Source organism: Streptomyces massasporeus (genome assembly GCF_014648995.1).
Lineage (GTDB): Bacteria > Actinomycetota > Actinomycetes > Streptomycetales > Streptomycetaceae > Streptomyces > Streptomyces massasporeus.
Genome location: NZ_BMSE01000002.1, coordinates 265102 through 282323 on the forward strand (window position 1 = coordinate 265102; position 17222 = coordinate 282323).

A 17222-nucleotide genomic window follows, 5' to 3' on the forward strand; every position below is an offset into this window, starting at 1 on the left:
GAGCTGCGGCTACGCCTCCGCCCGCAGCTGCTCCTCGCTCGCGCCGCGCCGCCAGTAGCCGACGAACGTCACCCTGCGGCGGTCGACCCCGCGGTCGCGCACGAAGTGCCGGCGCAGCTCCTTCACGCATCCGGACTCGCCGGCGATCCAGACGTACGGACGCTCCGCCGGGGGCAGATGGGCGGCACGGAGGGCGTCGAGGGTCATGGGGGACCCCGCGGTGCCCCTCTCGTCCCGGACCAGCCAGGTGATCTCGGCGTCGGCCTCGGTCGCCAGGTCCTGGATGTCGCCGGCGTGCGGGACCTCCAGCCAGACCCGGGCGCGGGTGCCGGCCGGCAGCGCCTCGACGATGGCCGAGGCGGCCGGTACGGCGGTCTCGTCGCCCCAGACGACGACGAGGTCGGTGTCCTCGGGCGGCCGGAACCGGATCGCCCGGTTGTCGGCGACGGCCGGCCCGAGCAGCAGGACCCGGTCACCGGCGGCGGCCCGGGCGGCCCAGCGGGAGGCGGGGCCGGCCTGGACCGTGGCGCCCGGCTCGGTGCCGTGCAGGGCGAAGTCGATGTCGATCTCGTCCGGGTCGCGGCGCAGGGCGCGCAGGGTGTACGACCGCATCACGGCCCGTACGTCGTCCGGGAGTTCACGCCAGCCCTGCCACCAGCCGTCCCCGAGTTCGAGCGGGACGACCGGCTCGGGCTGCCCGGGGTGCGGCAGGAACAGCGAGAGGGACTGGTCGCGCCCGTCGGAGTGGAAGGCGTGCAGATCGGGCCCGCCGAAGGTGACCCGGACCAGAGACGGCCCGAGCCGCCTCGTCCGCAGGACCTGGAGGGAGAAGAAGCGGAACGGGGCGGCTACGGCGGTGGTCACGTGCGGCTCCTGGACGTCAGGAAGGGGCAGGGGGTCAGGCGACCTTCTTGGCCGACTCGATGGCCTTCGCGAGGTTCTCCACGAGAGGCGTGCACTTGTCGTACGACAGGATCGGCTCGGGCGAACGCGAGATGACCTGACCGGCCTTGACCGCGGGCAGCTTCTTCCAGGTCGCCTCGGTGATGTCGGCCGGCTGGATGGTCGAGGCGCGGTCGTCCATCATGATGACGTCCGCCGGGTACTTGTCGACGTTCTCCCAGCTGAGGTTCTCGAACCAGCCGCCGTTGGCCTCCATGGCCTTCTTCGGGGGCTCGACGAAGTTCACGCCGAGGGCCTTGAAGTACTCCAGGTCGATGGAGAAGTTGGAGCCGGAGACGTAGAAGATGGCGTCCGAGGCGGAACCGGCCAGCACCTTGATCTCGGGGCGGGACTTGGCGGCCTTGCGCAGCCGCTCGGAGGCGGCCTCGAAGCGCTTCTTCGCCTCGACGACCTTCGCGGCCTTCAGGTCGGCGCCGAGCGACTGGGCGAGCTCGGCCATGCGCTGCAGCGGCTTCGGCATCTGACGGTCGAAGACCGAGACGGCCACGCTCGGGGCGAGCTTGGCGATCTTGTCCTTGGATGCCAGCGGGACGTACCACAGGCTGCCGGCGGCGTCGAAGGTGGTGGTGATGAGCACCTCGGGCTGGAAGGCCGCGTACTGCTCGACGTTGAACTGGTCGAACCTGTTGCCGAAGACGGTCAGCTTGCTGACGTCCATGTCGCCGGCCTGGACGTCGGCCTTGCCGTCCTTGGTCTTGGTCGGGCCGAAGACGCCCTTGACCTCGATGCCGTAGTCGTACAGGGCGGCGGCGACACCGGTGAACGCGACGATCTTCGTGGGGACGTGGTCCAGGCTCACGGTCTTGCCGCGGTCGTCCTTGAACGACCAGGGGCCGGACTTGGCGGCACCCTTCGCGTCCGAGCCGCCGCCGTCCTTGGAGTCCTCACTGCCACACGCGGTCACGAGGGCGCCGAGCCCGAGAGCACCACCGGCGGCGAGCAGGCCGCGGCGGGAGTAACGGGCGGTTCTGGCGTTCGACATGACTGGGTCTGCTTTCGTGCGTACGGAGCCACTGCGGGCATGGCCGACAGCCCCGTGGCTGAGATCGACCTTAGGTTAGCCTAACCTGAGATCTTGTCCAGGGGGTCGGGGGGTGTGTGCCCGATGGTGAGGGCCTGGATGCCTGAGGATGCAGTGATCCGGATCACGAGGGTGCCGTACGCGGGCACCTTCCGTCGGGTCGGCGCCCACGGCGTTGCACGGTACGTCCAACCGGGTCCGGGCCTACGGCTTGAGCCGGCGCGCCACGGCCCTGACCAGGTCGGTACGGGAGACCTGAAGAGCGAAGGCCTCGCCCTGGTCCGCCGCGGGCTTCGCATACCAAGGGAGGCCGCGGCGGCGCCACTTGGCGGGAACGAGGTCCTCGGGGACCGGCGGCAGGCCCCACGCCCAGCCGCCGAGCCGCAGTTGTCCGGCCCACAGCCCCGCCGGCAGGTCGGCGACCGGCACCCGCACGACGAGGTCGGCGCCGGACGGCGAGGCATGGGCCGGGAAGACGGCGGTGCCGCCCCGGCCGTCCTCCAGGTGGACGGCGAGAGCGCCGTCGGGGAAGCCGGCGAGGGTGCAGCGAACGCCGAACTCCAGCTCGGTGGGCGCGTCCGCCGCCCACCGCACCGTGGACACGCTCACCTGCCGCAGCACGCCATGCTTGCGCTCGCCGATGTCGAGGGTGAAGTTGCCGTGCGGTGTGGTGGTGTAGAGCGTGACGGCGCGGGCCTGGCCGCCCCTGTCCACGATGTGCGTGGCTGCGGCTCCCGACACGGATGCGTCCCGCTTGCTGCCGATGCGCACAGCTCGGCTGATGCCCTGGGCGCCGATGACGAGGGAGATGTCCCACAGTCCGTCGGGCAGTTCGCTGCCGTCCGCGGCGGTGTCGACGTCGACGGAGACCTCGAAGCCGGCCGTCTCGTAGACGTAGTGGCCCTCGTCATCCTCTGCGCCGAGACCGGGGGTGGGGGTGTGCGCGACCGGCAGCCGGTACTCCGTGCCGCTGTCCCGTTCGCGCAGGAGGAGCTCGGTGGTGACGTCCTCGGTCGCGATCCGGTGCAGGTAGCCGTGGCCGGTCAGGTGCAGCGAGGATCCTTGCAGCTCGGCGCGGGTGACGCGGTGGCGCACCCCGAGCCGGCGAGTGACGTCGTAGCAGGCGTCGGGGATGCCGCGGGACGGGTCGCGAAGGTAGGGGTAGCGGGCGTAGGCGCGGCCGCCGTCCACGAGGACGGGTGTGGCGACGCCCTTCCGGCCCAGTTCGCTCTCGAAGCGGACCAGTTCGAGCAGTTCGTCCAGCATGGTGTGCCGTACGAGGTGCAGGCGCAGGCGGGCCATCGCCGACAGCCGGTCGTTCAGCCCTTCGTGCCACAGCGGGGCGATGACCTCGGCGAGCCGGGCCAGGGCCTTCTCCTGCTCGGGGCGGGGCTCGTGCACCAGGTGATCGAGGAGCTGCTGCACTTCGACGGTCAGGTGGCGGTGGGCCAGGTGGTCACGGTCGGGGCCGGGAGGCACCTGTTCCAGGAGCAGATCGACCATGCGGGGCAGGAAGCGCAGCCGGGGCTCGGAACCACCGGTCCGCAGGGTGATGTTGCCGCTGTCCTCCCGCTCGACCCAGTACAGGCAGTCGTAGTCCGCGACGACGGAGATGCCGTTCGCGTGCAGATAGGCGGGGGCGACGAAGAGCTGATCCTCGCCGATCTTCAGGTCGGTCGGGAACCGCAGGTCAAGCCGCTCCAGCAGGTCGCGGCGGAACAGCTTCATGGGGTTGAGGGTCCAGTACACGCGGGACGAGAACACGTCGGTGCGTGGTTGGTTGCGCCGGAACATCGAGGTGGGCGCTCCGCGCCCGCCGACCCCCACCATCTTGCCGAGCACGATGTCCGTGCCGTTCGCCTCGGCCATGGCGGCCATGCGTTCCAGTGCTTCGGGGGCCAGATGGTCGTCGGCGTCCAGGAAGAAGACGAACGTCCCTCGGGCGTGGTCGAGCCCCTTGTTCCGCGGGGCCGACGGACCACCGGAATTCGACTGGTGGAAGACCTGTAAGAGCGTCGGGTATTCCTTCGCGAGACGGTCGAGCTCTTCACTCGTCCCGTCCGTCGAACCGTCATCGACGGCCAGGATTTCCAATGCTTCGGCGCCGATGCTTTGGTCGGCGACGGAGGTGATGCAGCGCGTGATGTAAGGCATCGCATTGTACGCAGCGAGAACCACGGAAACGGCAGGGCCGGCCATCGGAAAGCTCCCCCGGGGAAACGAGGCACGCTCCCCTTTTTTGGCTTGGTCAGAGCCCGCCCGGTGGTCAATCCGGGCATGGGGAGGTGCCATATGGGGCGTAAAGATACCATGGAGTAATAGTGTCTGCAAAGTGGCCTCATGAAGGACTCGCAGCTCGGAGCTGGTTTCGGCCAGTTGGCCTGATGGGTGATTTGTCCGCAACCCGGGGTTGTGTTGTGGCATCTGGTTCGTGACGGTGAAGGGTTGACATTCTTTACCCGCGCCATTTTTAGTCTGCGCTTACAACTTTCATAGCGGGCGGGGGTGGGTCTTGCCCGGATGAACCCAAGGGGTGGGGTGTGCGTACGCGTATGCGTCCGGGCTGGGTATTGGCCGCGACTACAGGCGTCTTTGCCTTGGCTATATGCGGCTTGTCATTGAGTTCGCCGCAGGCCGCGGCAGCCACGTGCACGGCGGGAACATCGAGTGACTTCAACGGCGACGGCGTGACCGACACGGTCATAGCCGACCCGACCGCGACAGTGAACGGAGCCAAGGCAGCCGGGCTGGTGCGCGTCGTACTGGGCGGCGGCAAGGGAGTGTCGGAGATCTCCCAGGCGACGAGCGGCATGAGCGCGTCCCCCGAAGCCGGTGATCAGTTCGGCTTCTCCCGCTCGGTGTACGACATGGACGGGGACGGATGCACCGACCTGGTCGTGGGGGCCCCGTACGAGGACGTCGCCAAGGACGGGGGCCGACTGGTCGACGCCGGAGCGGTGTACGTCATCCACGGCACTCCGACCGGCATCGGCGCGGGCTCGAAAGTGGAGGGCTACACCCAGTCGGAGCTCGACTCCGGCACCTCCACCGAGGCGTACGACTGGTTCGGTTACGCGGTGAGGGCCGGAGGAACCGCGAACGGCACGCCGTACCTCGTCGTCGGAATACCCGGTGAGAACGTCACCGTGGGCGGGACGACGTACACCGACGCGGGCTGCATCGCCTACCTCCAGGGGACGACGAAGGTGTCGGTCAGCCAGAAGGACCCGAACGTCCCCGGCGACGTCGAGGCGCATGACCGCTTCGGTTACTCACTCGCGGGAACGAACCGGTTCTTCGCCGTGGGCGCACCGGGCGAGGCGATCGGAGACGCCAAGTTCGCCGGCGGTGTCAGTGTCTTCAGCCACACCATGGTCGGCGGACTGCCCACCCCCCTCGTGGGACTCGACCAGGAGGGCCCAGGAATCGGCGGGGCAGCCGAGGCAGGCGACGGGTTCGGTACGTCGCTCTCCATGACGGGTTACCGGCCCGGCGATCAGACGTACAACTCGGACGTCCTGCTGGCTGTCGGGACGCCGGGCGAGGACATCGACAAGAGCACCGACGCCGGGGGTGCGGCGGTCTTCCGTGTCCAGCCGTCCGGCACGTACACGGAGTTGGCGGCGATCGACGCCGTGGACCTCGGAGAGACCCCGGCTGCCGGTGACTTCATGGGGCAGCGCGTGACGATCGCCAACACCGACACCGCGGCCGTCACGACCTCCGCGTCCGTCCGGCTCGCCGTCGGTGTGCCCGGTAGGGACACCACGACGGCCAAGGACGCTGGAGCCGTCCGGATCCTCCGCCCGCTCGACGCAGCGGTGGGCGCGGCCGACAAGATCCTCGTCCGTGGCGCGGGGCTGCCGGGAACCGCGACTGCCCGCGACTACAACGGCATGGCCTTGAACTCGGGCTCCGTCAACCTTTACGTCGGGATCCCGCACAGCAAGGCCTCCGACTCCCCCAAGGGAGTGCTCCACGTGCTCCCTTGGACGGACATCGACGGCACGACCAAGGTCGGCACCACGACCTACCTGCCCGGCTCGGGCGGGCTGCCCAACGAGGGCGCGGCGTTCGGAACGGTCGGATGAGCAGCGGATCGGGAAGAGGGAAACGCGCCACGATGATCACCCGACGCCGTACGGCCACTGTCGCCGCCACGCTCGTGGCCCTGCTCGCGGCCGGTATGAGCGGTGCGCCCGCCGAGAAGGCCGTCGCCGCCGATACGAACCCGACCGAGAATCCCGCGACTCCGGCCCTCAGTATGGCCGATGCTCGCATCAGAGCCGCGCAGTCCGGCAAGCCGGTCGAGGTCGTCAGCCTGCGTGACGAGCGCAGCACCACCGTGGCCAACCCGGACGGGACCTTCACCAGCAGCGAGTACGTGCAGCCGGTCCGCGTCCGGAAGAACGGCACGTGGACGGACATCGACACGACGCTGGTCCAGCGGAAGAACGGCACCCTCGCGCCGAAGGCCGCACTGACCGCCATGTCCTTCTCCGGAGGCGGAAACACCACCTTCGCCGAGATCGAGAAGGACGGTCGCACGCTTGCCCTGGACTGGCCCGAAAAGCTGCCCGAGCCCACGGCGGAGGGCTCGACCGCCACGTACACCAACGTACTGCCGGGCGTCGACCTCAAGGTGACGGCGAGTGCCGAGGGCTTCTCGCACGTCCTGGTCGTCAAGAGCGCCGAGGCCGCGGCCAACCCGGAGCTGGCGAGGCTGGAACTGCCGGTCGACACGTCCTCGCTGGAACTGTCGGAGACATCGGACGGCGGCCTCACCGCCACCGACAGCGGAGCCGGAGGAGACGTCTTCGAAGCCCCACAGCCCATCATGTGGGACTCCAGCAAGGGCGCGGCCCCAGAGCCCTCCGCCCCGGAAACGGCTGAGGAAGAAACGATCACTCCGCCGGACGGCGCCCAGGTGGCCGACGTCGCCGTGGACCTGACGCCCGGCACCATGACCCTCACTCCCGACGCGGGCATGCTCGCCGACGCGGACACCGTCTACCCGGTCTACATCGACCCCGTGGTCAAGACGGCGAACCGCAGCGGGTGGACCATGGTGTCGTCGCACTACTCGACCGCCGAGTTCTGGAAGTTCGGCGACGACGAGGGCTTGGGCAGATGCCCCTCCGACGTGTCGTACCGCTGTTCCAGCAACAGCGACGTCAAGCGCCAGTTCTTCGCGATACCGACCGGTGGTTTCAAGGGCAAGGACATCGTCAGCGCCGAGTTCGCCGTGACGATGGTGCACACCTACAGCGACTCCGGACGCGAGGTGCAACTCGCCCGGGTCAACAGCACGGGCGCGAGCGCGATCAACTCGTCGACGAACTGGTCCAACCAGCCCTCTTCCAAGGAGACCGTCGCCTCCAAGTCACCGACCAATCCCGCGGGTTCGTGCACCTCGACCAACCAGAACGTGCGCTTCGGTGTCACGGGCACCGTCCAGAAGGCCGCCGACAACGGCTGGGACACCACGACGTTCCGCCTCAAGGCCGCCAGCGAGTCGGACACCTCGTACTGGAAGCGCTTCTGCGGCAACGCGCATCTCTCCGTGACCTACAACCGGCCACCGCTCCGGCCGGACCAGGACGACCTGAGCATGACGCCCGGCGACACATGCGAATACGGGCGGGCCACCGAGCACTACGTGACCAGGCCTCCGGCCCTGTACGCCGTCGTCAAGGACTACGATCACGGCGACCTGGGCTCCAACTCGGAGACGCTGCAGGCCGAGTTCAAGGTGTGGTGGACCAACAGCTCCGGAGCGGAGGTCGTCCACTATGCGAAGACGGGAAAGAAGAGCACCGTCGACGCGAGCAAGGACGGTCAGACCGGCCAGGCGACATTCAAGTACACCGTCGGTTCCGACCTGTCGAGCGATGAGCACGCAGGATTCTCCCTGCCCAAGAACACCGTCATAGGCTGGGCGGTCCGTGGCTACGATCAGAAGGCGCCAGGGCCCTGGTCCAGCGATGGTGACCAGACGCGCTGCGAGTTCATCTTCGACGACACCAAGCCCCAGGCTGCCGCGGTCACATCGGCCCAGTACCCGAGTGACGATGAGCGGCACGCCGGTATCGGCGACTACGGCGACTTCACGATGGACTCACCGGCACCGGACGTGACGCAGTACAGGTACTACTTCACGGGCCCTCAGGCGGACACCGCCCGTAAGACAGTGAACCCGCGGTCTGCCGGGGGCTCGGCCACCATCCGCTGGATGCCACCTGCCGAGGGCTCGTACACCCTGCATGTCACCGCGGTCGACGGCGCGGGCAACCCGCAGAAGACGCCGACGAGTCATGTCTTCCTGGTCAGCGACGGGCGGGCCCCGGTGGCGGCCTGGACACTCGGTGACGCGAAGAACTCCTCGAAGGCCGCGGGCAGCAGTGGAGCACCGGACGCGGCCGCCGGTTCGGGAGTGACGTTCGAAGCGGACGGGCCTCTGGGCTCCGCCGATACCGCGGCGTCGCTGGACGGGACGGAGAACGCCTATCTCGACGCCGGCAAGTCCGCTGTCGACACCAGTGGCACCTTCTCCGTGAGCGCCTGGGTGATGCTGCCCACGCTGCCCACCGAGAACGTCAACGTGGTCAGCCAGGACGGCACCGCTCAGCCCGGCTTCGAGCTGGGGTACGACGTCGACAGCGCGTCCTGGACCTTCCGCATCCCCGTGAGTGACATCGAGTCCCTCGGCTCCTGGAAGGTCTCCGGCGCGGCGGCCGTGGCCGGTAGCTGGACTCACCTCATCGGTGTCTACGACGCCGAACTCGGCAAGATGATGCTCTACGTGAACGGCGTGCTCGTCGATGACGACGTCCAAGCGCGCCATACGGCATGGAACGCCGCCGGAGCGCTCCAGATCGGCCGCAGGATCGACCTCGGGGGATACACCAGCCACCTCAAGGGCAGCGTGGCCGACGTCAAGCTGCACGACCGCGTCATCCCGCCCACCGAAGGGCAGCAGCTCGGTGGCATCCAGCCCCACCAGCTTGCCTACTGGCAGCTGGACGAGGCGGCGGCCGGCCTGTCCCCGGAGGCGGCGGGCGGCACCGGTCTGACCCTGGGCGGAAGGGCTTCCGTCTATGTGCCGGACGATTCCTGCGACCCCGCGGCCGATCCGGAGTGCACACCACCCGCCGCGCCGCTGTGGGGCGACGGCCACCTGGCCCTGAACGGCACCGGCGCCTACGCGACGCGACCCGCCGGGCTGCTTTCCCGGGAGGACAGCTTCACTCTCACCGCCCGGGCCCGGCTCGCCTCGGCGAAGCCGGCAACGGACCAGACGGTGCTCGCCCTGTCCGGAAGCAGCGGCAACGCGATCAGGGTGAAGTACAGCGCGGCAGCGGCCCGGTGGCAGCTTGTGGCGACCGAGGCCGGTTCCACCACTCCGGTGACGGTGCTCGACCCGAATCGTGTGCCGAGTTCACAGGGAGCCGGAGATCACCTTGCGCTGGTCTACAACGCGGTCTTCGGCGAAGTGGTCCTCTACGTCAACGGTACGGCGGTGGGCAAGACGGCCTGGGACAACACCTGGGACTTCAACACGACGAGCCTCCAGGTCGGCCGTGCGCTGACCGGAGCCACGGCAGGCGAGTACCTCTCCGGCGCCATCGACGAGGTTCGTGTGTATCAGGGCCCCCTCGATGCCGCGCTGATGGCGATGGTCTCGGTCCTGCCGGCCGGCGCCAGCATCGAGGAATCCTCGGCCTGACACGTCAGCCCGGAGCGGGCGGCTCGGGTGGCCGCTCGCTCCTTCGCCCTTGCGCACCAGCTTCCCTTGCATCCCCCGAACACTCATGGAGATGTCATGTCCTCGCCCCCATGGTTCCGGTCCACGAGACCGGCCTGGCGCAGCGGCCGTCGCGGTGCGGCGGTGCTGCTCGGCCTGGCGTTGTCGATAGGCCTGCTTCCGCAGAACGCCCCCGAAGCCGCGGCCGACGAGGGCATGAAGAGGCCCAAGGCGCAGACGGACCTGGACGATCCGGTCCGGGGGAAGAACGCCGAACCGAAGGCCTTCAGGAAGACCGACCCGGCCGAGAAGGCAGCGGTCGGGCGGCCCGGCAAGGTCCGCTGGCCCAAGGCCGGAAGCGCCGAGGTCAAGCTGTCCGGCAAGGCGGCCGAGGCCGCTGGGCTGCCGTTGAGCGCCGAAGCCGCCGGGGGCAAGAAGGCCGCGGATGCCGTCCGCGTGGAGGTGCTCGACCAGGAGGCATCCAAGGCGGCCGGTATCGACGGCCTCCTGTTCACCGTGTCCCGCAGCGACGGTGAAGCAGCAAGGGGCGGCGCACAGATCACGCTGGACTACTCGGGCTTCGCCGATGCCTACGGAGGCGGCTACGGCTCTCGTCTCCGGCTGGCCCAGTACCCGGCGTGCGTGTTGTCGACCCCGAAGCACAAGGCTTGCGCGACTCCGACCTACCTGGAGAGCACCAACAACGCGGCGAAGGAGACGCTGACGGCGACTGTGAGCGCCGCCGGCGACACGTCAGGCGTCGCCCCTCAGCTTCTCGAGGCGCAGTCGGCCGCTTCCTCCGCCACCGTACTGGCGGCCACCGCGAGCAGCGGCGGCGACGGCGGCGACTACAAGGCAACCGGCCTCTCCGCGTCGTCCGAGTGGGGTGTCGACACCAGGTCGGGTGCCTTCACCTGGACGTATCCCTTGTCCGTGCCCCCCGTGCCGGGCGGGCTGCGGCCAAGCATCGGCCTGGGCTACAACTCCCAGTCGATCGACGGGCAGACGGCCACGACGAACAACCAGGGTTCGTGGGTGGGGCAGGGCTTCTCCTACGAGCCCGGCTACATCGAGCGCCGGTACAAACCGTGCGCCGACGACGGCCATGACGACACGTACGGCGACCAGTGCTGGGCATACGACAATGCCACCGTCGCCCTGGCCGGCGGCACCTCCGGCGAACTGGTGAAGGACGACGCCACCGGCGACTGGCGACTCGCCAACGACGACAACTCCAAGATCGAGCGCCTGACCGACACGACCAACGGCGACGACAACGGCGAGTACTGGAAGCTCACCACCACCGACGGCACCCAGTACTTCTTCGGCCGGAACCGGCTGCCGGGTTACGCGGCAGGCAACGAGGAGACCGACTCCGCCTGGACCGTCCCGGTGTACGGCGACGACTCCGGTGAGCCCTGCTACAAGGCCACGTTCGCCGATGCCCACTGCTCACAGGCCTGGCGCTGGAACCTCGACCACGTCATCGATCCGCACGGCAACGTCATGTCGTACTTCTACGGCAAGGAGACGAACCACTACACGCAGGGTCTGAAGACGGGCGAGAACGGCAAACCGTACATCCGCGGCGGCTACCTCAAGCGCATCGACTACGGCCAGCGCAAGGACAAGGTCTACTCGGCCAAGCCCGCTGCCCAGGTCGTCTTCACCCTCGCGGAACGCTGCGTCGGCGCGGCGGCCGACTGCGAGCCCGGGGATCTCACGGACGCCACGGCGGCCAGATGGCCGGACGTGCCCTGGGACCAGAACTGCAAGGCGAGCACCAAATGCGCGGGTCAGAACTCGCCCACCTTCTGGACCCGCAAGAAGCTGGCGAAGATCACAACGCAGATCCGCACCGGCGATGCCAAGTACAGCCCGGTCGACGAGTGGAGCCTCGCCCACCTATTCACCGACAACGGTGACAGCTCCAAGTCGCTGTGGCTCGACGGCATCAACCACACCGGCAAGGTCGGTACGGACGCGTCCGTCCCGTCCGTCAAGCTCTACGGCAAGCAACTCCCCAACCGCGTCGACAAGCTCGGCGACAACATCCAGCCCTTCCACCGTTTCCGCCTGTCAGGGGTGGAGAACGAGACGGGCGGGGCACTCAGCGTCAACTACGCGCCCAACGAGTGCACACCGGCGAACCTGCCCGCCGAGGACTCCTCGACCAAGCGCTGTTTCCCGGTGAAATGGAACCCGCCGGGTGAGAAGGACCCGATCCTCGACTGGTTCCACAAGTACGTCGTCGAGTCCGTGACCGAGACCGACCTGACCGGTGGCAACGGCGACAAGATCACGTCGTACGCGTACGTCGGGGACGCAGGCTGGCGCAAGAGCAAGGCCGACGGCCTCACCAAGGCGGAATACCGTACCTGGGGCGATTGGCGCGGCTACGGCAAGGTGCGCGTCGCCACCTCGAACGGCACCAACTCCCCGTCCAACACGAAGACCGAGCACGTCTTCTTCCGCGGTCTTCACGGTGACGTCAACGCGAGCGGTGCCACGCGCTCCGCATCGGTGACCGACTCGAACGGGACCTCGTACGAGGACACGGAGTGGAAGGCCGGTCAGGAACTCGAGACCCTCACCTACGACGGCGCCACTGTCACCGAGAAGTCGGTGGCGGTGCCGTGGACCACGGTGACGGCCACGAGTACCCAGGACTGGGGCACCCGCAGGGCTCGCTACGTCGCGAACGGTGCGACCGACACCTATGTGGCGCTCGCCATCGGCGGCTGGCGTCGTACGAGGGCGACCACCCAGTACGACGCGAAGACCGGGCGGGTCCGCCAGGTCGACGATTACGGCGCGGTCGGTGTCGCCGACAACGAGTGTGTCCGCACCGAGTACGCGGACAGCGAGAGCCGGCACATGTACGCGTACGTCTCCCGGGTGGAGAAAGTCAGCGTCGAATGCGGCGTGACTCCCGACCGGCGCACCCAGGTCATCTCCGACGACCTGACCCTCTACGACGGCTCCACCACGCTGGGCACGGCCCCGACCAAGGGCGACGTGACCACCACCAAGCGCCTCGAGTCGCACAGTGGCACGACGGCCACCTATCAGACCACTGCCGTCACGACGTACGACGACTTCGGTCGTCCGCTGGTGGTGAAGGACGCGGAGACGGCCTCGTATCCGACGGAGTACGCCACGTCGACCACGTATGCGGAAACGTACGGCCTCGCCACGAAGTCGGTGGTCACCAACCGAGCAGGCTGGACGGCCACGACCGAGTACGCGCCGCAGTGGGGCGTGCCGACCGCCAAGGTCGACCAGAACAACCGGCGCACCGAACTCGCCTACGACGGGCTGGGCCGCCTGACGTCGGTCTGGCTTCCGGACCGCATCGGCGCGACCGAGTCGATCAAGTACACGTACCTGGTGCGCGGGAACACCGGCCCGACCGCTGTGCAGACCCAGAAGATCGAGAAGGGAGGTCAGTCGTACGGCAGCGAATGGACGCTGTACGACGGCCTGTTGCGGCCCCGCCAGGAGCAGACCGAGGGACCGGGAGGCGGCCGCATGGTCGCCGACACCCTCTACGACGGCTCCAACCGAGTGGTACAGGTCAACGACACCTATTACGCCGCAGGTGCCCCGTCCTCCCAGCTCTTCAATCCGGTCAACGCCGACCTCACCGGTCAGACGGTGACCCAGTACGACGGTGCCGGAAGGGTCACCGCCTCGATCTTCAACGTGCAGGGTGAGGAGAAGCACCGCACGTCCTTCGTCCACGGCGGTGACCGGGTCACCACGACCCCGCCGGCGGGTGGCGCGAAGACGACGGTGGTGAAGGACGCCCGGGACCACACCACGACACAGATCCAGTACCCGCAGGGCGGGGACGCGGTCACCACGTCCTACGGCTACACCCCGGCCGGTCAGCTGCAGAAGGTGACGGACGACGCCGGGAACGCATGGACCTACGCCTACGACCAGTTGGGCCGTAAGAAGAAGGCCGTCGACCCGGACACGGGGACGGCGGAGTTCACCTACGACGCCATGGACCGTCAGACGTCGGTGACGGTCAACGGCAGCAAGACCTCCACCCAGTACGACGAGCTGGGCCGGCCCGCTTCCACCTGGCAGGGAGAGCCGAACACCGGCACCAGGCTGTCGATGACGAAGTACGACACCGTCGCCAAGGGCGAGCTGTACGGCGTCTACAGCTACAAGGACGGCGCGGTCCACTCGTCGGTCACCTATCCGACCCTCGACGCGAACAACGACTACAAGCCGGTCTCGACGAAGTACTTCCTGTCGAAGACGGCCGAGCCGCAGCTGGGTGGGACGTACGAGTTCACCGCCCAGTACAGCGACGACGGGACGGTGCTGGGGCAGGGCCTGCCTGCGGCGGGCGACCTGCCCGCGGAAGCCCTCGGCTACTCGTACGACGAACTCCAGCGGCTGACTGGCCTCAACACCTCACTGGGCGGACTCAAGTACGTCACCGATGTGTCGTACTCGCCGACGTCCGACCTGGAGCAGGTGGAACTGTCCACCGGCGAGTCGACGGCCAAGAAGACCTGGCTCAACAACACGTTCGAGGCGGGCACGCACCGCCTGGCCAACGCGACTGTCAGGGTGGAGGGCGCGGCGAGCGCCGCCTACGACGCGGACTTCACGTACAACGCCGTCGGCGACGTTCTCTCGATCGCGGACACGCCCGGCAGCGGCACGGGCGATGTGCAGTGCTTCAGGTACGACGGCCTGCGGCGTCTGACCGACGCGTGGACCTCGTCGGTGGCGACCAACGGGGCCAGGGGCACGGGCGGTGCGGATGCGGCGTGTACACCGGATGCGTCGTCCTCGACGGTCGGCGGGGTGTCCCCGTACTGGACGGAGTACGGCTACGACGCGATCGGCAACCGGAAGAGCGAGACGCGGCACGGTATGGGCGGGGCCCCGACCTCGACGCGGACGTACGCGTACGGGGAGAAGTCCGGTCCCAACGGCACGAACTCCGGTCCGCACACGCTGTCTTCGGTCGTGGAGAAGACTGCGGCCACGAGCACGACGCCCGAGGTCACGTCCCAGGACACCTACACCTACGACGTGACGGGCAACACCAAGACCCGTGTTCTCAACGGGGACACCCAGTCCCTGGACTGGGACAAGCAGGGTGAGCTGACCAAGGTCACCAACGCCGACGGCACGGTGACGCAGTACACGTACGACGCGTCGGGTGAGCGGATCCTCCGGGACACCTCCAAGGAGAAGACGTTCTACCTGCCGGGCATGGAGCTGCACCTGGACAAGTCGACGTCCAGGGTGACGACGACTCGCTACTACGCGTTCGGCGCCATGCAGATCGCCATGCGGGACGCAGCCGGTGTCCACTTCCTGGCGTCGGACCACCAGGGGACGTCTCAGCTGGCGATCAACGCCAAAACCGGTGAGACGACGCGCCGCCGCACGGACCCGTTCGGTAACCCGCGCGACGAGTCCACGTCATCGTCCTCGGCTCCCGCCTGGGTGAACGACAAGGGCTTCGTCGGCGGGACGGTCCAGAAGTCCACGGGCTTGACGACCCTCGGGGCGCGTGAATACGACTCGGACACGGGCCGCTTCATCTCGGCGGACCCGATCATCGACTACACCGACCCGCAGCAGATCAACGGCTACTCGTACAGCAACAACAACCCGGTCACCTTCTCCGACCCGAGCGGCCTCAAGCCCGACGACTGCGTGAACGTCGGCATCACCTGCACCCTGGAGCGTGACGGCGGGTGGGAGGTCAAGGCGACCGACACCTACTACACCTACTACGGGGTCAAGAAGCCGACCGAGTCGCCGGCGCAGCACCGGGCGCGCCAGCAGAAGGCGCGAGCGGACGCGGCCAAGCAGCGGGCGATCGCCGTCGCCAAGGAACTCGGGCAGATCATCGCGGACGAGCTGGGCATCACAGACGCGCTGGACTGCTTCACCACGGGCGCGTTGGGCTCCTGCGGGGCCACGGCACTCAACGTCGTCTCGTCGCTCGTGGCCGGCGGACCGCTGTCACGGCTGGCGGCGAAGTACTGGAACAAGCTGGACAAGGCCTGGGCCTTGATCAAGCGCATCGGAGGCCTGAGCCGCAGGCTGTGGGACAGCTTCCAGGACTGGCGCAAGAGCAGCAAGGCGGCGGACGAGGCGACGGAAGCCGTTGCCTGCAAGGTGGGCAACAGCTTCACACCCGATACCAAGGTGTTGATGGCCGACGGTTCGACGAAACCGATCAAGGACGTCGACATCGGCGACAAGGTCTTGGCGACCGACCCGAAGACGGGTGAAACCAAGGTCGAGACGGTCACGGCCGAGATCAAGGGCAAGGGCCTCAAGCACCTCGTCAAGGTCACGGTCGACATCGACGGCAAGAAGGGCTCGAAGACGGCTTCGGTCACGGCGACCGATGGTCATCCGTTCTGGGTGCCTGAGCTGGGGGAGTGGGTCGACGCCACTGATCTGGAGGCGGGGGAGTGGCTGCGGACTGGCGCGGGCTCGCGTGCGCAGGTTGCTTCCGTGAAGCGGTGGACGACCGGCTGGGCGGCGGTCCACAACCTAACCGTCAGCGATCTGCACACGTACTATGTGGTGGCGGAGTCCTTGCCGGTCCTCGTTCACAACTGTGGTGGATCACAACCCGGGCACTCCGATCTCTGCAGGTGCGACCCGGAGAAGCCCCGCAGCGAGGTGGTCATGGACGCGGACTCGTTCGAACAGGCCAGAAACCAGGCCCTGGACATCGTGGGGCCCATCGACACCGGTTCGTGGCAGCGTCGGCAGGGAACGATGGAGTCGGCGGTCGACACCTTCGGCAGGGATACCGGGTTCACCGCGACCAGCGGTGGGGAATACAGGTCGTTCCGCCTGGATACCGACAATAGAATTGGCCCGCACATCAATGTGATGACGGGCAAGGGTGCGGCGGTTCGAAAATGGGCGATTAGGTTCCCTGGTGGGAGCATTTCGACGTGGTTGAGGCGGAACGCATGACAGGCGGTAGCTCTTATGGAAGGAATCCGGAATATCTTCCGGACTTCATAAACGACCCCCGCGACGATGACGGCCGGCAGGTGGTGAAGCTGGATCTCGCCGAGAATCGCGCACTGGCGGCAGCGACGCTGAGCAGATTTCCGGCGACCACCGGCGACGTGATCGACTTCGAGGCCAGTCCGTTCGAAGACCGTCTCTGGTGGGACGATGAGGAGCACTGGACGAGGATGGCGGCGGAGCTGCTCTACTCGTACGTGCAGCGGGGTGAGCGGATCGCCGTCATCTGGGGCAACTACCTCATGCCGACTGTGACTATGCCCGCGGATGTCGCGGTGCGCCATGCGCGGGACATCCTGGACGCCGGGCCGCACTTCTGGATCCACCCACTTGGCGGTTCAGTCCTCATCGAATGCTTGATGGATGGACAAGTGACGGTCGCGACGATTCCGTCAGGCTGAGTGAAAAGCCCGATAAACGCCCCGCCGATCTCTCGGCGGGGCGTTCTCGCTC

7 protein-coding genes are annotated in these 17222 nt (G+C 67.9%); 4 read left to right on the top strand and 3 right to left on the bottom strand.

Going from position 1 to position 17222, the window contains the following annotated elements; translation table 11 throughout:
- Window positions 1-9: 9 nt before the first annotated feature.
- The 3 genes from IE153_RS06115 to IE153_RS06125 all read right to left on the bottom strand — a co-directional run bounded on the left by IE153_RS06115 (window position 10) and on the right by IE153_RS06125 (window position 4183).
- Window positions 10-864, bottom strand: a complete 855-nt coding sequence (locus IE153_RS06115; protein ID WP_189588735.1) for a siderophore-interacting protein — start codon at window positions 862-864, stop codon at window positions 10-12.
- A gap of 34 nt (window positions 865-898) precedes the next feature.
- Window positions 899-1945, bottom strand: coding sequence for an ABC transporter substrate-binding protein (locus IE153_RS06120; protein ID WP_189588736.1), 1047 nt, complete (start codon window positions 1943-1945; stop codon window positions 899-901).
- Window positions 1946-2188: 243 nt separating this feature from the next.
- The gene (locus IE153_RS06125; protein WP_189588737.1) at window positions 2189-4183 is read right to left on the bottom strand and encodes a glycosyltransferase family 2 protein; all 1995 of its coding nucleotides are present in this window, start codon (window positions 4181-4183) and stop codon (window positions 2189-2191) included.
- Window positions 4184-4671: 488 nt separating this feature from the next.
- On the opposite strand from IE153_RS06125, the gene IE153_RS06130 reads away from it, so the two are divergent.
- The 4 genes from IE153_RS06130 (at window position 4672) to IE153_RS06145 (ending at window position 17170) form a co-directional block, all read left to right on the top strand.
- Complete coding sequence (locus IE153_RS06130; RefSeq protein WP_229828849.1) at window positions 4672-6075, top strand: integrin alpha; 1404 nt, start codon at window positions 4672-4674, stop codon at window positions 6073-6075.
- A 32-nt stretch (window positions 6076-6107) separates the two neighbouring features.
- On the top strand, window positions 6108-9710 hold the full coding sequence (locus tag IE153_RS06135) for a LamG-like jellyroll fold domain-containing protein (RefSeq protein ID WP_189588738.1): 3603 nt from the start codon (window positions 6108-6110) through the stop codon (window positions 9708-9710).
- 96 nt (window positions 9711-9806) lie between these two features.
- On the top strand, window positions 9807-16712 hold the full coding sequence (locus tag IE153_RS06140; RefSeq protein WP_189588739.1) for an RHS repeat-associated core domain-containing protein: 6906 nt from the start codon (window positions 9807-9809) through the stop codon (window positions 16710-16712).
- Window positions 16691-17170, top strand: coding sequence for a hypothetical protein (locus IE153_RS06145; protein WP_229828854.1), 480 nt, complete (start codon window positions 16691-16693; stop codon window positions 17168-17170). Before IE153_RS06140 ends, IE153_RS06145 begins: the two co-directional genes overlap by 22 nt.
- Window positions 17171-17222 lie beyond the last annotated feature (52 nt).